This is a genomic window from Micromonospora sp. NPDC093277 (assembly GCF_044765245.1).
GTDB lineage: Bacteria > Actinomycetota > Actinomycetes > Mycobacteriales > Micromonosporaceae > Micromonospora.
Map to the genome: position 1 here is coordinate 386752 of NZ_JBIWJO010000002.1, position 18504 is coordinate 405255.

General features: G+C 71.6%; 17 protein-coding genes and 1 pseudogene. 8 read left to right on the plus strand and 10 right to left on the minus strand.

Going from position 1 to position 18504, the window contains the following annotated elements; translation table 11 throughout:
• Positions 1-131 precede the first annotated feature (131 nt).
• Entirely contained in the window at positions 132-1490 is a 1359-nt protein-coding gene (pafA, locus tag ACIRG9_RS06400; protein WP_402851060.1) for a Pup--protein ligase, read from the minus strand.
• Between the two features lie 126 nt (positions 1491-1616).
• On the opposite strand from pafA, the gene rfbB reads away from it, so the two are divergent.
• Positions 1617-2594 (plus strand): dTDP-glucose 4,6-dehydratase, encoded by a 978-nt coding sequence (gene rfbB, locus ACIRG9_RS06405; RefSeq protein ID WP_402851063.1) that lies wholly within the window; start codon positions 1617-1619, stop codon positions 2592-2594.
• Between the two features lie 62 nt (positions 2595-2656).
• On the opposite strand, the gene prcA is transcribed toward rfbB, so the two are convergent.
• From prcA to arc, 6 genes and pseudogenes are all read right to left on the minus strand, one after another.
• The gene (gene prcA / locus ACIRG9_RS06410) at positions 2657-3493 is read right to left on the minus strand and encodes a proteasome subunit alpha (RefSeq protein WP_402851066.1); all 837 of its coding nucleotides are present in this window, start codon (positions 3491-3493) and stop codon (positions 2657-2659) included.
• Between the two features lie 66 nt (positions 3494-3559).
• On the minus strand, positions 3560-4399 hold the full coding sequence (gene prcB / locus ACIRG9_RS06415) for a proteasome subunit beta (RefSeq protein WP_402851069.1): 840 nt from the start codon (positions 4397-4399) through the stop codon (positions 3560-3562).
• Positions 4318-4551: pseudogene (locus tag ACIRG9_RS06420) on the minus strand (endonuclease VII domain-containing protein); the annotation flags it as partial. The pseudogene ACIRG9_RS06420 and the gene prcB, both read right to left, overlap by 82 nt.
• Before the next feature lie 144 nt (positions 4552-4695).
• Complete coding sequence (locus ACIRG9_RS06425) at positions 4696-4902, minus strand: ubiquitin-like protein Pup (RefSeq protein WP_091202105.1); 207 nt, start codon at positions 4900-4902, stop codon at positions 4696-4698.
• A 108-nt stretch (positions 4903-5010) separates the two neighbouring features.
• Positions 5011-6528 carry a depupylase/deamidase Dop gene (dop, locus tag ACIRG9_RS06430; protein ID WP_402851074.1) on the minus strand — a complete coding sequence of 506 codons (1518 nt, stop codon included), beginning with the start codon at positions 6526-6528 and terminating at the stop codon, positions 5011-5013.
• Between the two features lie 179 nt (positions 6529-6707).
• Positions 6708-8489 (minus strand): proteasome ATPase, encoded by a 1782-nt coding sequence (arc, locus tag ACIRG9_RS06435; protein WP_402851077.1) that lies wholly within the window; start codon positions 8487-8489, stop codon positions 6708-6710.
• 178 nt (positions 8490-8667) lie between these two features.
• Between arc and ACIRG9_RS06440 the strand changes: the two genes are divergently transcribed.
• A complete protein-coding gene (locus tag ACIRG9_RS06440) occupies positions 8668-8961 on the plus strand; it encodes a ferredoxin (RefSeq protein ID WP_402851080.1) in 294 nt (97 codons plus the stop codon).
• A 58-nt stretch (positions 8962-9019) separates the two neighbouring features.
• On the opposite strand, the gene ACIRG9_RS06445 is transcribed toward ACIRG9_RS06440, so the two are convergent.
• From ACIRG9_RS06445 to ACIRG9_RS06455, 3 genes are all read right to left on the minus strand, one after another.
• Positions 9020-9592, minus strand: a complete 573-nt coding sequence (locus ACIRG9_RS06445) for a hypothetical protein (protein WP_402851082.1) — start codon at positions 9590-9592, stop codon at positions 9020-9022.
• 140 nt (positions 9593-9732) lie between these two features.
• Positions 9733-10770, minus strand: coding sequence for a tRNA (adenine-N1)-methyltransferase (locus ACIRG9_RS06450; protein WP_402851085.1), 1038 nt, complete (start codon positions 10768-10770; stop codon positions 9733-9735).
• Positions 10767-11858 carry a M50 family metallopeptidase gene (locus tag ACIRG9_RS06455; protein ID WP_402851883.1) on the minus strand — a complete coding sequence of 364 codons (1092 nt, stop codon included), beginning with the start codon at positions 11856-11858 and terminating at the stop codon, positions 10767-10769. The genes ACIRG9_RS06450 and ACIRG9_RS06455 overlap by 4 nt, the downstream gene beginning before the upstream one ends.
• Positions 11859-11990: 132 nt before the next feature.
• Between ACIRG9_RS06455 and ACIRG9_RS06460 the strand changes: the two genes are divergently transcribed.
• The 6 genes from ACIRG9_RS06460 to ACIRG9_RS06485 all read left to right on the plus strand — a co-directional run bounded on the left by ACIRG9_RS06460 (position 11991) and on the right by ACIRG9_RS06485 (position 18495).
• The gene (locus tag ACIRG9_RS06460) at positions 11991-12905 is read left to right on the plus strand and encodes a RecB family exonuclease (protein ID WP_402851087.1); all 915 of its coding nucleotides are present in this window, start codon (positions 11991-11993) and stop codon (positions 12903-12905) included.
• 76 nt (positions 12906-12981) lie between these two features.
• Positions 12982-13260, plus strand: coding sequence for a hypothetical protein (locus ACIRG9_RS06465; protein ID WP_402851090.1), 279 nt, complete (start codon positions 12982-12984; stop codon positions 13258-13260).
• Entirely contained in the window at positions 13203-14180 is a 978-nt protein-coding gene (locus ACIRG9_RS06470; protein ID WP_402851092.1) for a sensor histidine kinase, read from the plus strand. The genes ACIRG9_RS06465 and ACIRG9_RS06470 overlap by 58 nt, the downstream gene beginning before the upstream one ends.
• Positions 14181-14217: 37 nt before the next feature.
• Positions 14218-14904: a response regulator gene (locus ACIRG9_RS06475; protein ID WP_402851095.1), complete on the plus strand. Its 687-nt coding sequence runs from the start codon at positions 14218-14220 to the stop codon at positions 14902-14904.
• Positions 14905-15175: 271 nt separating this feature from the next.
• Complete coding sequence (locus tag ACIRG9_RS06480; protein ID WP_402851098.1) at positions 15176-15943, plus strand: ABC transporter ATP-binding protein; 768 nt, start codon at positions 15176-15178, stop codon at positions 15941-15943.
• Entirely contained in the window at positions 15943-18495 is a 2553-nt protein-coding gene (locus ACIRG9_RS06485; RefSeq protein WP_402851101.1) for an ABC transporter permease, read from the plus strand. The genes ACIRG9_RS06480 and ACIRG9_RS06485 overlap by 1 nt, the downstream gene beginning before the upstream one ends.
• Positions 18496-18504: the final 9 nt, after the last annotated feature.

Below are 18504 nucleotides of genomic sequence, written 5' to 3' on the forward strand. Positions count from 1 at the left end.
TATTTTCCCCGGGCGCGGGTCTATCATTTTCCGCTTCGCGGGCGGGGGGCCGGGGTTGGTTTGGTATTTTTACAGCGCCCCCCCCGCTACCGGGCGCGCGGGGGGCGGGGGCCCCCGCCCGCGGCCGCGCCTCACATGCTCGCGATCAACCGCTCCACCCGCTCGTCGTACGCCCGGAACGGGTCCTTGCACAGCACGGTCCGCTGCGCCTGGTCGTTCAGCTTCAGGTGCACCCAGTCGACCGTGAAGTCCCGCCGCTTCTCCTGCGCGTGCCGGATGAACTCGCCCCGCAGCCGCGCCCGGGTGGTCTGCGGCGGGGTCTCCTTCGCCTCGAAGATCTCCGGGTCGGTCGCCACCCGGTCCACCTCGCCGCGCCGCTCCAGCAGCCCGTACAGGCCCCGACCGCGCCGCAGGTCGTGGTACGCCAGATCCATCTGCGCCACCCGCGGATGCGACAGCGGCAGGTCGTGCTTGCGCTGGTACCGCTCGATCAGGCGCAGCTTCGTCACCCAGTCGATCTCCCGGGCCACCGGGTCCAGGTCACCGGTCTCCACCGACCGCAGCACCCGGGCCCACAGGTCCACCACTCGCTTCGCGGTCTGGTCCCCGCCCCGGCGCTCCACGAACTCCGTCGCCTTCGCCAGATATTCCTGCTGGATCTCCAGCGCGGAGATCTCCTTGCCGGAGGCCAGCCGCACCTTGCGCCGGCCGGTGATGTCGTGCGACACCTCGCGGATCGCCCGGATCGGGTTCTCCAGCGTCAGGTCCCGCATCACCACCCCGGCCTCGATCAGCCGCAGCACGATGTCGGCCGTACCGACCTTCAGCAGCGTGGTGACCTCGTTCATGTTCGAGTCGCCGACGATCACGTGCAGCCGGCGGTACCGCTCCGCGTCGGCATGCGGCTCGTCGCGGGTGTTGATGATCGGCCGGCTCCGGGTGGTCGCCGATGAGACGCCCTCCCAGATGTGCTCCGCCCGCTGGGACAGGCAGTAGACCGCGCCGCGCGGCGTCTGCAGCACCTTCCCGGCGCCGCAGATCAGCTGCCGGGTCACCAGGAACGGGATCAGCACGTCGGCGAGGCGGCCGAACTCCCCGTGCCGGGACACCAGGTAGTTCTCGTGGCAACCGTACGAGTTGCCGGCCGAGTCGGTGTTGTTCTTGAACAGGTAGATCTCGCCCGCGATGCCCTCGTCGTGCAGCCGCTTCTCCGCGTCGACGAGCAGCCCCTCCAGGATCCGCTCCCCGGCCCGGTCGTGCGCCACCAGGTCGGTCACCGAGTCACACTCGGGCGTCGCGTACTCCGGGTGCGAGCCCACATCCAGATAGAGGCGGGCCCCGTTGCGCAGAAACACATTGCTCGACCGGCCCCACGACACCACCCGCCGGAACAGGTACCGCGCGACCTCGTCGGGGGACAGCCGGCGCTGCCCGCGATAAGTGCAGGTGACGCCGTACTCGGTTTCGAGGCCGAAGATTCGCCGCTCCATGAAATGACATTAGCCGTCCGGGGCCCCAAATGGGCAGCGCTCAACCCAGCCATCTCCGTGGCGTCCGCGCACAGTCGTCCCGGCATCCCGCCGCGAGCAGATCCCGACCCCGGTACCTTCCGACCCGTGAGAATCCTGGTCACCGGCGGCGCCGGCTTCATCGGATCGGCGTACGTCCGGCGGCTGCTCTCCGGCGCCGAGCCGACCCTCGACGTGGACGCCGTCACCGTGCTCGACGCCTACACCTACGCCGCCACCGACGCCGCCCTCGACCCGGTACGCGCCGACCCCCGGCTACGGATCGTCCACGGCGACGTCCGCGACGCCGTCCTCGTCGGCGCCACCGTCCCCGGCCACGACATCGTCGTGCACCTCGCCGCAGAATCCCACGTCGACCGCTCCATCGCCGACGCCGCCGCCTTCGTCACCACCAACGTGGTCGGCACCCAGATCCTGCTCGACGCGGCGCTGCGGCACGGCGTACGGCGGTTCGTGCAGGTCTCCACCGACGAGGTCTACGGCTCCATCGCCACCGGTTCCTGGACCGAAGAGGCGCCACTGGACCCCAGTTCCCCGTACTCGGCCAGCAAGGCCGCCGCCGACCTGCTCGCCCTCGCCTACCACCGCACCCACGGCCTCGACGTCGTCGTCACCCGCGGCGCCAACACCTACGGCCCGTACCAGTACCCCGAGAAGATCGTGCCGCTGTTCGTCACCAACCTGCTCGACGGGCACGACGTACCCCTCTACGGCGACGGCGGCAACGTCCGGGATTGGCTGCACGTCGACGACCACTGCCACGGCATCGCGCTCGCCCAGACCCGCGGCCGGTCCGGCGACGTCTACCACCTGGGCGGCAACGCCGAACTGACCAACCGCGAGCTGACCGGCCGGCTGCTGGCCGCCTGCGCCGCCGGCTGGGACCGGGTCCGACCGGTCGCCGACCGCCAGGGCCACGACCGGCGGTACTCGCTGGACTGCACCACCAGCCGTCGCCAGCTGGGCTGGGTCCCCGCCGTCGACCTGGACCGGGGACTCACCGCCACCGTCGACTGGTACCGCGAGCACCGCGACTGGTGGCGGCCGCTCAAGCCGCACCGCTGACCCGGGCGTGGCCCGGCAAGCAACGGCAGCGACGACGGTAGGGCCGGCACCGGCCCCTACCGTCACTCCCCGGGCTGCTCCTCCTGCTGCTGACCCTCCAGATCCGCGGAGCCGGCCGACGAGATCGGCTTCTTCGCCTCCTCGGTGGGCACCGTCGGGGTCTGCGCCCGACCCGGCGCCGGCGCACTGCCCGCGCTCGCGTCCCCTTCCAGCAGCGCGGTCAACGCCGCCCCGGTCACCCGCCGGAACGTACGCCCGACCCGGCGCCGGTCCAGGATCGCCACCTCCAGCTGGTTGGCGGCGATGGTACGGGCCGCCCCGCCCTCCCCGCCGACACTGCTCAGCGCCTTGACCGCCGCTTGGACCGCCTCCGACAGCGACATGTCCGGCCGGTGCTCGTTCTTCAGCACCCCGGTGATCGACTCGGCCTGACCACCCATCGCCATCCGGCCCGGCTCGTCGTTGACCGAGCCGTCGTACGTCACCCGGAAGAGCGAGTCGTCCTCCGGCGTCGCCCCCACCTCCGCCACGCAGATCTCCACCTCGAACGGCTTCGACTGCTCGGTGAAGATGGCGCCCAGCGTCTGCGCGTACGCGTTGGCCAGGGCCAGGCCGGTCACGTCCCGCCGGTCGTAGCTCAGCCCGTTCAGGTCGGCCATCCGCACCCCGGCGCGGCGCAGGTTCTCGAACTCGTTGTAGCGGCCCACCGCGGCGAAGCCGATCCGGTCGTAGATCTCGCTGACCTTGTGCAGGGTGCTGGACAGGTTCTCCGCGACGAAGAGCACCCCGCCCTCGTAGCTCAGGACCAACGCGCTGCGGCCCCGGGCGATGCCCTTGCGGGCCAGCTCGGAGCGGTCGCGCATGATCTGCTCGGGCGAGGCGTAGAACTGCATGGCCACGGCGGCGGTTCTCCTTCGGGCGCTGTGCTGCGGGGACTGCTGACTCAGGTGGGGGTGAGGGCGGGATCAGCCGCCCGGGTTCTCCATCCGACCGGCCACGACGCTCTCCGCGATCGCCGCCGTCTCGGCGTCGGTGAGCCGGTGGGTGCCCTCCGCCGTCGCGGTCATCACCACCGGGTAGATCCGTCGGGTGAGATCCGGGCCACCGGTGGCGGTGTCGTCGTCGGCCGCGTCGTAGAGCGCCTCGACGGCGAGCCGCGCCGCGTCGTCGGTCGACAGGCCCACCCGGAACCGCTTCTTCAGCGCCGACTTGGCGAACAGCGAACCGGAACCGATCGCGTCGTAGCCGGTCTCCTCGTACGGGCCGCCGGTGACATCGAAGCTGAAGATCCGGCCGGCCCGAGCCGGGTCGCCGGCCGCCAGGTCGAAGCCGGCGAAGAGCGGGATCACCGCCAGCCCCTGCATGGCCGCGCCCAGGTTGCCCCGGATCATCGACGCCAGCCGGTTGGCCTTGCCGTCGAGCGAGAGCATGGCGCCCTCGATCTTCTCGTAGTGTTCGAGCTCCACCTGGAACAGTCGCATCAGCTCGATGCCGATGCCCGCCGTGCCCGCGATGCCGACCAGCGAGTACGCGTCGGCCGGGTGCACCTTCTCGATGTCCCGCTGGGCGATCAGGTTGCCCATCGTGGCGCGCCGATCGCCGGCCATCACCACGCCACCGACGGCCGAGATGGCCACGATGGTCGTCGCGTGCGGCGCCATGTCGGCGGCCATGCCGGGCGGCAGCGGCCGACGTCCGGGCAGCATCTCGGGGGCCACCTTGCTCAGGAACGCTGTGAAGGAGGACGTCCCCGCGTTGGTGAACACATCTGGTAGACGCCCGGATGGATCAAAACCCGCTGCCACGTGGTTCCTCTCAGGTACGTGATCGCCCCGGCCAGCCTCACCGGACTGTCCCGGAACTGACCAAGACCGCCATTGCAGTTGAAGCAGAGTATCCCGCGCACCCACCCGGTGCGATGATCGTGGTCCACATGTTCCGGATCGGGGTCGCCGCAGACCGCGCAGACACCGCCCTGCTCGGCGAGGAGCTCCTCGAACTCCTTCTCCCCCGATCCCGTACCGCCGGCGTGACGGGCAGCTGCCCGCTCACGTTGGGGGCGTCACTTGTCCGACCCGCTAGGCGAATCGGACATTTACGCCTACTCCCCCCCTTTCTGTACGTATCCTCGCACGAACTCTTCTGCGTTTTCTTCGAGGACGGAGTCGATCTCGTCGAGCAGGTCGTCGACGTCCTCGGTGATCTCGGCGTGCCGCTCGGCAACCTCGGGGTTGGCCTGCGCGGTGGCCTCCTCGACCTCCTCGTGCGACTTGCCGTGCTGGGTCTGGCCGCCTTCTTGGGTCGCCATCGTTGCCTCCTCCACGATCGCCTGCGATGAACTTACCTCGGGAGAGCGACGAAAAGCCCGCCGCGCGCCGGGTTCCGACGCGGTACGGGCTCTCCGACGGGTACGTTCTCAGCCCCCGGTCAGCGTCTCCAGCAGGTCCTTGGCGCTCTCACACCGGTCGAACAGCTCACCGACGTGCTTACGGGTGCCCCGCTCCGGTTCCATCATCGGCACCCGGACCAGCGACTCCCGGCCCACGTCGAAGATGACCGAGTCCCAGCTGGCGGCGACCACCTCGGAGGCGTACTGGGCCAGGCAGCGACCACGGAAGTAGGCCCGGGTGTCCTCCGGCGGCTCGGTCATCGCGGTCTGCGTCCGCTCGTCGTCCAGCAGGGTCTTCATCGCACCGCGGGAGACCAGCCGGTGGTAGAGGCCCTTCTCCGGCCGGACGTCGGAGTACTGCAGGTCGACCAGCTGGAGCTTGTGCGCGCCCCAACCGAGCTGCTCCCGCTCCCGGTAGCCCTCCAGCAGCCGCAGCTTGGCCACCCAGTCCAGCTCGTCGGCGCAGAGGAACGCGTCACGGCCGAGCCGGTCCAACACGTTCTCCCAGCGGTCGAGCACGTCGACGGTCTGCGCGTCGACGTCGTCGCCGTACCGGTCGTCCACGAAGGACCGGGCCCGTTCCAGGTACGCCCACTGCACGTCCAGGGCGGTCAGCCTCCGGCCGTCGCGCAGCCGCATCCGGTGCTTGAGCGACGGGTCGTGGCTGACCGCGCGCAGCTCGCTGACCGGGTCCGCGATGCCGAGGTCGGGGCCGAGCGCCTTCTCCTCGATCATGGTGAGGATCAGCGCGGTGGTGCCGAGCTTGAGGTACGTGGAGATCTCCGACAGGTTGGCGTCCCCGATGATGACGTGCAGCCGGCGGTACTTGTCGGCGTCCGCGTGCGGCTCGTCCCGGGTGTTGATGATGGGCCGCTTCAGGGTGGTCTCCAGCCCCACCTCGACCTCGAAGAAGTCCGCCCGCTGGGAGATCTGGAAGCCGTTCTGGCCGCCGTCCTGGCCGATGCCGACCCGGCCGGCGCCGCACACCACCTGGCGGGTGACGAAGAACGGCGTCAGGTACGCCACGATGTCGGCGAACGGGGTCTGGCGGCGCATCAGGTAGTTCTCGTGGGCGCCGTAGCTGGCACCCTTGTTGTCGGTGTTGTTCTTGTACAGGTGGATGGGATGGGTGCCCGGGATGGTGGCCGCGCGCCGGGCCGCCTCGGCCATCACCCGCTCGCCCGCCTTGTCCCAGCGCACCAGGTCGAGGGGGTTGGTCACCTCGGGGGTGGAGTACTCCGGGTGGGCGTGGTCGACATAGAGCCGGGCGCCGTTGGTGAGTATGACGTTGGCCAGCCCCAGGTCCTCGTCGGCGAGCGCCTCAGCCGGGTCGTACGCGGCCCCGGAGTAGGTGAAACCGCGGGCGTCGCGCAGCGGCGACTCCTCCTCGTAGTCCCAGCGGGCCCGGCCACCGCGGTTGAGCTCCGGGCGCGCTCCGTAGGCGTTGACCACCTGCGAGGAGGTGACCATCGGGTTGGCCCCGGCCTGGCCGGGCACGGAGATGCCGTACTCGACCTCGGTGCCCATGATCCGTCTGACGCTCATCGACCTGCCGCTCCGCTCGCCGTTCCGGTCCCCCGTCACGTCGAGCGTAGTCGCCGTCACACCGAAAAGGGCGTGGCCGCCCCGGGGCGTCCGGTGTGGCGGGGCCACGGCGGCCCGAAGCGGGGACGCGCGGAGGCCCGCGACGCGGTGCGTCGCGGGCCTCCGTCGTGCCGTCGGGTTTACAGGTACTGGCCGGTGTTGCTGGCCGTTTCTATCGACCTGCCGGCCTCCGCGCCCTTGCCGCCGGAGACGAGCGTGCGGATGTAGACAATCCGCTCGCCCTTCTTGCCGGAGATGCGCGCCCAGTCGTCGGGGTTGGTGGTGTTGGGCAGGTCCTCGTTCTCGCGGAACTCGTCGACGCAGGCGTCGAGGAGGTGCTGCAGCCGCAGCCCCTTGCGCCCGGAGGTGAGGAACTCCTTGATGGCCATCTTCTTGCCCCGGTCGACGATGTTCTGGATCATCGCGCCGGAGTTGAAGTCCTTGAAGTAGAGGACTTCCTTGTCGCCGTTGGCGTAGGTGACCTCGAGGAAGCGGTTCTCCTCGGTCTCCGAGTACATCCTTAGCACGACCGCGTCGATCATCGCCGCGACGGTGGCCTGCGGGTCGGCACCGTGCTCGGCGAGGTCGTCCGCGTGCAGCGGCAGGCCGGCGAGGATGTACTTGGAGAAGATGTCCTTGGCCGCCTCGGCGTCCGGCCGCTCGATCTTGATTTTGACGTCGAGCCGGCCGGGGCGCAGGATCGCCGGGTCGATCATGTCCTCCCGGTTGGAGGCGCCGATGACGATGACGTTCTCCAGGCCCTCGACGCCGTCGATCTCGCTGAGCAGCTGCGGGACGATGGTGTTCTCCACGTCCGAGGAGACGCCGGAACCGCGGGTACGGAAGACGGAGTCCATCTCGTCGAAGAACACGATCACCGGGGTGCCCTCGCCGGCCTTCTCCCGCGCCCGCTGGAAGATCAACCGGATGTGCCGCTCGGTCTCGCCGACGTACTTGTTGAGCAGCTCGGGGCCCTTGATGTTGAGGAAGAAGCTGGTGTGCTTCTCCTCGCCGCGCCGCTCGGCGATCTTCTTGGCCAGCGAGTTGGCCACCGCCTTGGCGATCAGCGTCTTGCCGCAGCCGGGCGGTCCGTAGAGCAAAATGCCCTTCGGCGGCCGGAGGTGGTGCTCGCGGAACAGGTCGGCGTGCAGGAACGGCAGTTCCACCGCGTCGCGGATCTGCTCGATCTGCGCCTGGAGGCCGCCGATGTCCTCGTAGCCGACGTCGGGCACCTCCTCCAGCACGAGCTCCTCGACCTCGCTCTTCGGGATCCGCTCGTACGCGTACGCCGAACGGGGTTCGATCATGAGCGAGTCGCCGGCCCTTATCGGGGCGCCGATCAGGGTCTCGGCGAGGTGCACGATCCGCTCCTCGTCCGAGTGCGAGACCACCAGCGCCCGGTCGCCCGGTGTGTCGCCGGGTCCGGCGAGCACCTCCTTGAGCATCACGACCTCGCCGACCCGCTCGTAGCCGAACGCGTCGACGATGTTGAGCGCGTCGTTGAGCAGCACCTCCTGGCCACGCCGCAGCTCGTCGACGTCGAGCGAGGGCGAGACGGCCACCCGGAGCTTGCGCCCGCCGGTGAACACGTCGACCGTGCCGTCGTCGTGCTTGGCGAGGAAGACGCCGTAGCCACTCGGCGGCTGGGCGAGGCGGTCGATCTCCTCCTTGAGCGTCACGATCTGCGCGCGAGCCTCCTTGAGGGTGCTCACGAGCCGTTCGTTGTTCTCGGTCAGCCGCGCCAACTGGGCCTGGGTGGCCGCCAGCCGCTCTTCGAGCTGCCGGACGTGTCGGGGGCTTTCGGTCAACTTGCGCCGCACCAGGGCGAGTTCCTCTTGCAGGAACGCGACCTGCGTGGAGAGATCGTGGGCCTCCTTCTCCCACCGTGCGGCGCGCGAGTCCGCGTCGTCGCTGCGTGCCACGTCCCACCTCCCCGGGGGGCTTGAACGTTCTGAGCTAACACTAGCCGCTGTGAGCTCGATTCGGTCCTACGCAACGCCCTCGTCACCGAAGCTTGATCGCCACGGGCTGGTCGTCGGGCGGGTACGGGCGTTCGGGTACCGTCGCGGGGTGGGACGGGAGAACATGGGGGGTGCACCGATGGCGGAGGTCGCGACGGACCAGCTTCAGGTCTGGGTGGATCAGGATCTCTGCACGGGCGACGGGCTGTGTGTCCAGTACGCGCCCGAGGTCTTCGAGTTCGACGTCGACGGCCTGGCGTACGTCAAGGGCCCGGACGGCGAGCTGCGGCTCGCCCCGGGTGCCCGGGTCGACGTGCCGGAGCACCTGCGGCTCGAGGTGATCGACTCGGCGAAGGAGTGCCCGGGCGAGTGCATCCACGTGGTGCGCGGCAGCGACGGCACCGAGGTGGCCGGGCCCGACGCCGAGGACTGACACCGACGGACGGACGGCGCGGGTCGGGGGACGGGCGTCCCCCGGCCCGCGCGGCGTCTCACAGCAGCGGACGGCCGACGACCGAGGCGACCAGCCGGGCGAACTCCTCCAGCCGGGCGATCTGCCCGGCGCCGCCGTCGTCGAGGGTCTTGCCGAAGCGCAGCGCGTCGTGCCGGGGCGCGCCGACCATCTCGTCGCTGGGCGGCGCCTCGTCCAGCGACGAGAGCAGCAGGTACACGTCGATGCTGTCGACCCGGATCTCGCCGGTCTCCGAGCGGGTGAGCCGCCGCCGGCAGCCGACCTCGGTGACCGTGGAGACCGGCACCACCCGCAGCGACGAGGTCATCGAGCCGGCCGGCCCCTCCCCCGGCGGGACGTCCTCGCCGTGCCAGAGGACCAGCCGGCTGCCGTCGCAGACGACGATCTCCTGCCAGACCCCGTTGACCTCGTTGACGAAGCGCTCCAGCGTGAAGCCGAGCACCGAGGCGCCGCGCAGCACCCCGCCGAGGGCGTCCAGGGCGATGTCCGGGTCGCGCAGGTACGCCCGGGCGGCCGACTCCAGGTCGGCGTAGGGCGACCAGTCCGGGAAGACGGCGGGCAGGTCGCCGTTGCCGTAGCCCGGGTTGCTCATGCCGCCGCCTCCCTCCGGTCGGCGACGACATGAGGCTCGACCGCGCTGAGCCCGATGGTTCCCTCGCTACGCTCGCTCACCCGCCGCCTCCCTCCGCGACCTGAAGCCGTCCCCCACTCATACCCGTCCGTGCCGCCGGGTCACGAATGGTCCGACTCCGGCCCGGTCGGGTCGGCGTCGGCTGCCGCCTGCCGGGCCGCCTCCGCCTCGCGCAGCGCCTGGCGGCGCTGGACGTACGCCTCGGTGCCCTTGCTGGGCTTGCGACGGCGCGGCGGGGCGGTGACCCCCGGGGCGAGCTTGCGCGCGGAGACCAGGAACGCGGTGTGCGCGATCATGCGGTGGTCGGGGCGCACCGCCAGTCCCTCGGCGTGCCAGTCCCGGACCAGCGACTCCCAGGCCCGCGGCTCGGTCCAGCCGCCCCGCTCGCGCAGCGCCTCGACCAGCTCGGACAGCTGCGGGGTGGTGGCCACGTACCCGATCAGGACGCCGCCGGGGACGAGCGCCCGCTCGACCATGTCGAGCATCTCCCAGGGGGTGAGCATGTCCAGGATGATCCGGTCGAATCCGGTCTCCCGGCAGTCGGCGACGTCGCCGACGTGCAGCCGCCAGGCCGGGTGCGGCGCGTTGAAGAACGCCTCGACGTTGCGCCTGGCGATCTGGGCGAAGTCCTCGCGCAGCTCGTACGAGTGCAGCTCGCCCTCGACGCCGACGGCGCGCAGCAGCGAGCAGGAGAGCGCGCCGGAGCCCGCGCCGGCCTCCAGGACCTTCGCACCCGGGAAGATGTCGCCCATGGCGACGATCTGCGCCGAGTCCTTCGGGTAGATCACCTGGGCGCCGCGCGGCATGGAGAGCACGTAGTCCGACAGCAGCGGCCGCAGGGCCAGGAACGCGGTGCCGCCGCCGGCGGTGGTGACCACACTGCCGTCGGGCAGGCCGATCAGTGTGTCGTGTTTGAGGATCCCCCGGTGGGTGTGGAACTCCTTGCCGGGCTCCAGCGTCACGGTGTGCATCCGGCCCTTCGGGTCGGTCAGCTGCACCCGGTCGCCGGGGCGGAACGGCCCCCTACGATGACTCAAGCTCAGCGCGTCTGACGCCGCGCCGTGACCTGGAGCCATCGGAACCGGAGGCAGCGCCGGGGCGGCGGGGTCGGCCGGGACGGCGGAGGAATGTGCGGTCACGTGTTCGTCTTCCGTTTGGGTTCCAGGAGCTGGGCCAGATCCGCGATGTGCAGAACGCCGACGACATCTTCGCCTGCGGTCACCACGTACTGTGCGGCCGGGTGGGTGCGGACGGCCTCCAGCACCCGTTCGCCGTCGGCGCCGACCGGCAGCGCGGGCAGGGTGTCCAGGTCGTGGGAGACCGCGTCCACCGCGAGCCACGGCCGTCGTTGCGGGGGTACGGCGTCGGCCCGGGCCGGGTCGACCAGGGCGACCGGCCGGCCGGCGGTGTCGACGACGGCGAGCGCGGCGGCGGGGACGGCGGCCTCGGCGCGGCGGCGCTGCGCCTCCGCGAGCGGGGTGCCGGTGGGTACGGGGAACACCGGGCGGGCGAGCCGGGCCAGGTCGACCAGCGGAAGGCGACGGCCGATCCGGGCCATCCGGATGGACTGGCCGGCACCCCGCCAGAGGGTGACGGCGACCAGCAGCACCAGCGGCAGAATCACCGGGGCGACCGCCTGGCGCACGGTGAGCAGGACGACCACGGCCAGGGTGCCGACGGCCACCGCCCGGCCCACCCAGCCGGCCACCTCGGTGCCGCGGTGCCGGTCCCGGGTGAGCGCCCAGACGGCGGCGCGCAGCGCCCGACCGCCGTCGAGCGGCAGCCCGGGCAGGCTGTTGAAGACAGCGACCACGATGTTGCTCACCGCGAGCTGAAAGGCGAACTGGTGGGCGAGGGTGCCGTCGGGCAGGGCCAGGGTGGCGGCGACGGCGGCGACGCCGAGCACCGCGGACACTGCCGGTCCGGCGAGGGAGACGAGCAGGTCGACGCGCGGGCTGGGGGCGTCCCGGTCCATCTCGGTGTAGCCGCCGAGCAGTTCCAGGGTGATGCCGCGCACACCGATGCCGTGGCGGCGGGCGGTCAGGGCGTGGCCCAGCTCGTGCAGCAGCACCGAGCCGAGCAGGGAGACCACGAAGCCGAGGCCGACCAGGTAGCCGCCGAGGTGGCCGAGGTCGAGCTGACGACGGGCGAGGGCGGCGTACAGGGCGGCGACGACCAGCGCGAGCAGCAGCATCGAGGCGTCGACGCGCAGCGGCACCCCGAACACCCGGCCGACGGTCAGTCCGGGCCGGCGCGGTGGTCGGGACCTCTGCTCCACCGGGTCGATGCTACGCGGCGCGGATCATGCCCCGGTGCGGCGGCGGCGGCCCTGTCGCACCGGTGCCCTAACCTTCCGGACATGACGGCGGAACCGGTGATCGACGGGCAGGACTCCCCCACGGCGGAGACGGCGCCGCCCACGGTGCGGGGGTCGCTGTCGCCGTCCCGGGCTGCGGATTTCAAGACCTGCCCGCTGCTCTACCGGTTCCGCAGCATCGACCGGCTGCCCGAACGCCCCACCGTGGAGCAGGCCCGGGGCACGCTGGTGCACGCGGTGCTGGAGCGGCTGTTCGACCTGCCGGCGGCGGCGCGTACCCTGCGGTCGGCCGGCGACCTGGTCGCCCCGCAGTGGGACCGGCTGGTCACCGAGCAGCCGGAGCTGGCGACGCTCTTCGCCGAGGACGACGCCACCGGGCCGGCCGAGTTCCTCCGCTCGGCCACCGCGCTGCTCGACGGCTATTTCGCGGTGGAGGACCCGCGCCGGCTGGAGCCGGCCGAGCGGGAGGCGTTGGTCTCGGCGGTGGTCGACGAGGAGCTGCTGATCCGGGGCTACCTGGACCGGCTCGACGTGGCCCCGGACGGCGCGCTGCGGGTGGTCGACTACAAGACCGGCGGCGCGCCCCGCGAGGCGTTCGAGGCCCGGGCGCTGTTCCAACTGAAGTTCTACGCGCTAGTGCTGTGGCGCACCCGCGGAGTGGTGCCGCGGGTGCTCCGCCTGCTCTACCTCAAGGACGCCGAGGTGTGCGACTACACCCCCGACGCGGAGGAACTGCTGCGCTTCGAGCGCACGGTGGTGGCACTCTGGCAGGCCATCGAGCAGGCCACCGAGCGACAGGATTTCCGCCCCCGGCCGAGCCGCCTCTGCGACTGGTGCGCCCATCAGGCACTCTGCCCGAGCTTCGGCGGCACCCCGCCCCCGTTCCCGGCGGCCGGCGCCGGTGATCCGCTGACCGACGCCCGGTCCCGGCCGGCCACCCCAGGGGCGGACGAGTAGCCCTCGTCCTCGGGGAGGAGATCGGGTTCGGCTTCGGCGACGAGGGGCCGGGACTGACGGCGGCTACCGTCGGGGCATGACCAACCGGGTGCGGGCCTGGGTACGCGGTCGGCCGCTGGCCGCCGACGCGTCCGTGGCGGCTGCCCTGGTCCTGCTGGACGCGGCGTTCCTGCTGCTCACCCCGCAGGAGTTGCGCCCCGCGCAGCTGTGGTCGGCGCTGGGCTGGGCTGGGCCGTGCTGTGCGCCGCCCCGGCGGCGGTGCGCCGGGTCGCGCCGTGGCCGGCGGTGGGGGCAGCGGTGGCCACCCTCGCCGTGCCGGTGCTGCTCGGGCAGGCGCCCACCTCGCAGGGGCTGACCTTCGTCGTGCTCACCTACACGATGGCGGCGCATCAGCGGCCGCGGCCCGCGGCGCTTGCCGCGTCGCTGATCTGGGTGCCGGTGGTGCTGGCCAACCTGGTCGTGCCGGCCGACGGTGTGCTCGACGTCGGTCCGGCGTACCTGGTGCTCAACAATCTGCTCGCCGCGTCCGGGGCGTACGCGGTGGGGCGGGCGGTACGGGCACGCCAGCAGTCCACGCGGATGCTGCGCGAGCGGGCCCGGGTCGCCGAGGCGACACAGCGCTCCCTCGCCGAACAGGCGGTCACCGACGAACGGCGCCGGATCGCCCGGGAACTGCACGACGTGGTCGCCCACCAGGTCAGCGTGATGGGAGTGCTGGCCACCGGGGCCCGCCGGGTGCTGCGTCGAGACCCCGACGCCGCCGACGCGGCGATGGCCACCGTCGAGGAGACCGGCCGGGCCACCCTGCGCGAGCTGCGCCGGCTGCTGGACGTGCTGCGTACCGACGCGGAGCCGGCCGCCGAGCTGGCCCCGCAGCCGGGGCTGACCGGCATCGAGGCCCTCGTCGAACAGGTCCGGGAGGCGGGGCTGCCGGTGACGCTGCGCGTCGACGGCAGGTTCGGGCCACTGGAGGAGGGCGTGGCACTCACCGTCTACCGGATCGTGCAGGAGGCGCTGACGAACGCCCTCAAACACGCCGGGGCGGCCACCGCGCTGGTGCGGCTCACCATCACCGACGACTTCCTGGCCGTGGAGGTGACCGACACCGGCCGCGGCCCGGCGCCGCTGCCCGACCGGATCGGGCACGGCCTGGTCGGCATGCGGGAGCGGGTCGCCCTCTACGGTGGGATCCTACGGACCGGTCCGCGCACCGGCGGCGGCTTCCGGGTGTACGCGCGGATCCCGCTCGAGTCCGCCGGGGCGGTCGCGGCGTGACAGTTCCCGGCCCGGCCAGCATGACGAGGGATGACGGATGACCGACAGCACGGCGGGTCCACGACCGGTGCGGATCCTGCTCGCGGACGACCAACCGCTGCTGCGTACCGGCTTCCGGATGGTGCTCGGCACCGAGGACGACCTGGACATCGTCGCCGAGGCGGGGGACGGCCTGGAGGCGGTGGAGCTGTCCCGGCGGCTGCTGCCGGACGTGGTGCTGATGGACATCCGGATGCCACGGATGGACGGGGTGGCGGCGACCCGGGCGATCGTGGACGCCCGACTGCCGGTGCGGGTGCTCATCCTCACCACCTTCGACCTGGACGAGTACGTGGTGGGCGCGCTGCGGGCGGGGGCGAGCGGCTTCCTGGCCAAGGATGTGCCGGCCGAGGACCTGGTCACCGCGATCCGTACGGTGGCCGCCGGAGAGGCGGTGGTGGCGCCGCGGATCCTGCGCCGGCTGCTGGACCGCTTCGCCGACATACTGCCCGATCCCGCGGCGACCCCGCCGAAGGCGCTGAGCGCGCTGACCGAGCGGGAGCGGGAGGTGCTGGTGCAGGTGGCGCGCGGTCTGTCCAACGCCGAGATCGCGCGGGCGCTGTCGGTCAGCGAGACCACCATCAAGACACACGTCGGGCACGTGCTGACCAAGCTGGGGCTGCGCGACCGGGTGCAGGCGGTCGTGCTGGCGTACGAGACGGGGCTGGTGCGCCCGGGAGCCTGACGGGGGTGGCAACGGTCACCTACCGTGACCATCGGTGGTGCGGCAGGGTTGACCATGACGCAACGTGACGTCCTAGCGTCGGCACCGCCGCACGGCGGCGGGTCAGGGGGGACCCTGAGCCGGCCTCGGGGTCGACCCCCACCGTGATTTCCGGCGGTGGCTCCGCCCGGGGTCGGACGGATCCCCGACCGACGGCACCGAGGATGGAAACTGCCGCACCGGCCAGCGGGGGCGGTGCGGATCAGGCAGGCAGACGGAAGAGGTAGATGACGTGACCGCGACGATAGGCCAGCAGGCGCAGGCCGCGGCCCGGGCGAACGACGTGTGGAAGGTGTACGGCAGCGGTGAGGCTCAGGTCACCGCGCTGCGGGGGGTGAGCGCCGAGTTCGAACGCGGCCGGTTCACCGCGATCATGGGCCCGTCCGGCTCGGGCAAGTCGACGCTGATGCACTGCCTGGCCGGCCTGGACACGGTGACCCGGGGCACCGTCATGATCGGCGACACCACGGTGACCGGGCTCGGCGACGCCGGGCTGACGAAGCTGCGCCGGGACAAGGTGGGCTTCATCTTCCAGCAGTTCAACCTGCTGCCCACGCTCACCGCCCAGGAGAACATCCTGCTGCCGATGTCGATCGCCGGCCGCAAACCGGATCCGGCCTGGTACGACACGGTGATCAACACGGTGGGCCTGCGGGACCGGCTGGGGCACCGGCCGGCGCAGCTCTCCGGTGGCCAGCAGCAGCGGGTGGCATGCGCGCGCGCCCTGGTCGCCCGTCCCGAGGTGATCTTCGCGGACGAGCCGACCGGCAACCTGGACTCCCGCTCCGGCGCGGAGGTGCTCAACTTCCTGCGCAACTCGGTCCGCGAGCACGGCCAGACCATCGTGATGGTGACCCACGACCCGACCGCCGCCGCGTACGCCGACCGGGTGGTCTTCCTCGCCGACGGGCAGATCGTCTCCGAGCTGATCGAGCCGACCGCCGACACGGTGCTGGACACCATGAAGAAGCTGGACACCCCGGCCGAGGTGGCGAACTGATGTTCCGGGCAACCCTGAAGAGCCTGCTGGCACGAAAGGTACGCCTCGTCCTGTCGGGTCTGGCGGTCGTGCTGGGCGTCATGTTCGTCTCCGGCGCGTTCGTGCTCACCGACACCCTCGGCCGCACCTTCGACGCGATCTTCGCCGACGCGTACCAGGGGGTGGACGTCAACGTCGCGGCCAAGCCGAAGATCGCCGTGTCGGAGATGGAGGGCGAACAGACGGCGCCGCCGGTCCCGGCGGCGACGGTGGACAAGGTCCGCGCGGTGCCCGGGGTGGCCTCGGCCACCGGCGTGGTCGCCGCCGACGGGGCCCGGCTGATCGGCAGCAACGGCAAGGCGGTCGCCTCGTTCGGCCCGCCGCAGCTCGGCGAGAACTGGACCGGCGAGTCCGATCAACTGCAGCTGCGCGACGGGCACGAGCCGCGGGCCGACGACGAGATCGTCATCAACCAGGGGCTCGCCACCGCCGGCAAAGTGAAGCTCGGCGACCGGGTCGGAGTCCTCTCGATCATGGAGCCGAAGCAGGAGTTCACCATCGTCGGGATCTTCAGCTACGACGGTGGCCGCGACTCGATCGGCGGCAGCAACGAGATCATGTTCACCACCCCGACGGCGCAGCGGCTGATGCTGGGCGAGCCGGACAGCTTCACCAATGTGAAGGTCGAGGCCGCCGGCGGCGTCACCGACGAGTCGCTGCGCGACGCGGTTGCCGACGCCTTGGGTGACGGATACGTGGTCAAGACCGGCGAGCAGCTCTCCACCGAGGCCGCGCAGGGCTTCAAGGAGGCGCTGTCCTTCTTCAACCGGATCCTGCTCGGCTTCGCGGCGGTGGCGCTGCTGGTCGGCACGTTCCTGATCCTCAACACCTTCTCGATCGTCGTCGCGCAGCGGACCCGAGAGCTGGCCCTGATGCGGGCCGTCGGCGCGAGCCGCCGGCAGATCATCGGCTCGGTGGTGCTGGAGGCCATCGCGGTGGGCCTGATCGCCTCGGTGTTCGGCCTGGCCGCCGGCATCGGCATCGGCGCGCTGCTGGCGTGGGCGTTCGGCAACCTCGCCGGTGGCCTCAGCCTGGCCGGGATCGGCGTACCGGCGGCGGCGGTGATCGGCGCGTTCGGGGTCGGCCTGGTGATCACCGTGGTGGCGGCGCTGCTGCCGGCGCTGCGCGCGTCCCGGATCCCGCCGATCGCGGCGATGCAGGACGTGGCCAACCCCGACCGGCCGCTGACCCGGATCACCGTGGCCGGCACGCTGGTCACCGCGGTCGGCGCCGCGCTGCTCTTCCTCGGGCTCAGCGGCAACGCCGGGGACAACACCCTGTCCACCATCCTGGGTGGCGTGCTGTTCGCCTTCATCGGCGTGGCGCTGCTGACCCCGTTGATCAGCCGCCCGGTGGTCTCCCTGCTGGGGGCGATCTTCGCCTGGTCGGTACCGGGCAAGCTGGGGCGGCTCAACTCCGGACGCAACCCCCGCCGTACGGCGATCACCGCCGCCGCGCTGATGGTCGGTATCGCCCTGGTCACCGGCGTGACGGTGATCCTGGACTCGGCGAAGGGGAGCATCACCGCGTTGGCGAAGGACACCATCAAGGCCGAGCTGGTGATCGCCGGATCGCAGAACGGCCCGCGTCCGCCGAGCTTCGACCCGGCGGTGTTGGAGAAGGCCGCCGCGTTGCCCGGCGTGCAGCTGGTCGACGGCGAGTACGGCGACATGGCCCTGGTCAACGGGGAACGGACCTGGGTGGCGGCGTCCAGCAACGTCGCCTCGCTGGAGCGGATCTTCGGAGCGAAGGCCAGCTCCGGTGACATCAGCCGGCTCACCCCGGAACAGATGCTGGTCAGCTCGGACACGGCGAAGTCACGGAACCTGTCCGTCGGCTCCCAGGTGACCGTGCAGCTGTCCCGCGGCGAGGCACACACCTACACGGTCAGCGGCATCTACCAGAGTTCGCAGCTGACCAACCCGATGATGCTGCCCCCGGAGGCGGCCCGCGACTTCGCCATCCCGCAGCCGATCCAGGGCTTCGTGCAGCTCACCCCGGGTGCCCGGGTGGCGGACGTCCAGCCGCAGGTGGAGCGGCTGCTCGCGGATTCCCCCGAGGTGTCGGTGGCCGACCGGGACGCGTTCATCAAGCAGCAGGCCGGCTCGCTCGACGGGCTGCTCACGATGATCCAGATCCTGCTGGCGCTGGCCATCGTGATCGCGGTGCTCGGCATCGTGAACACCCTGGCGCTGTCGGTGCTGGAACGCACCCGGGAACTGGGCCTGCTGCGGGCGATCGGGCTGCGCCGGGCGCAGACCATGCGCATGATCACCGTCGAGGCGGTGGTGATCTCGGTGTTCGGCGCGCTGCTCGGCGTCGCCGTCGGCAGCGGCCTCGGCGCCGCCGTGGTCCGGGCACTGAAGGACGACGGGATCAACGACCTGATCCTGCCCTGGGGCCAGATGGGGGTCATGCTCGGCCTGGCCGCGATCGTCGGGGTGGTCGCCGCGGTCCTGCCGGCGATCCGGGCCGCGCGGATCAACGTGCTGGGCGCCATCGCCCACGAGTGAGGTGAAAGG

What these genes read in the sequence shown, in the direction of transcription:
- pafA (WP_402851060.1), bottom strand. Translation starts at nt 1,490, where the DNA reads ATGGAGCGGCGAATCTTCGGCCTCGAAACCGAGTACGGCGTCACCTGC.
- ACIRG9_RS06425 (WP_091202105.1), bottom strand. Translation starts at nt 4,902, where the DNA reads ATGGCGACCCAAGAAGGCGGCCAGACCCAGCACGGCAAGTCGCACGAG.
- dop (WP_402851074.1), bottom strand. Translation starts at nt 6,528, where the DNA reads ATGAGCGTCAGACGGATCATGGGCACCGAGGTCGAGTACGGCATCTCC.
- ACIRG9_RS06440 (WP_402851080.1), top strand. Translation starts at nt 8,668, where the DNA reads ATGGCGGAGGTCGCGACGGACCAGCTTCAGGTCTGGGTGGATCAGGAT.
- ACIRG9_RS06445 (WP_402851082.1), bottom strand. Translation starts at nt 9,592, where the DNA reads ATGAGCAACCCGGGCTACGGCAACGGCGACCTGCCCGCCGTCTTCCCG.
- ACIRG9_RS06460 (WP_402851087.1), top strand. Translation starts at nt 11,991, where the DNA reads ATGACGGCGGAACCGGTGATCGACGGGCAGGACTCCCCCACGGCGGAG.
- ACIRG9_RS06465 (WP_402851090.1), top strand. Translation starts at nt 12,982, where the DNA reads ATGACCAACCGGGTGCGGGCCTGGGTACGCGGTCGGCCGCTGGCCGCC.
- ACIRG9_RS06475 (WP_402851095.1), top strand. Translation starts at nt 14,218, where the DNA reads ATGACCGACAGCACGGCGGGTCCACGACCGGTGCGGATCCTGCTCGCG.
- ACIRG9_RS06485 (WP_402851101.1), top strand. Translation starts at nt 15,943, where the DNA reads ATGTTCCGGGCAACCCTGAAGAGCCTGCTGGCACGAAAGGTACGCCTC.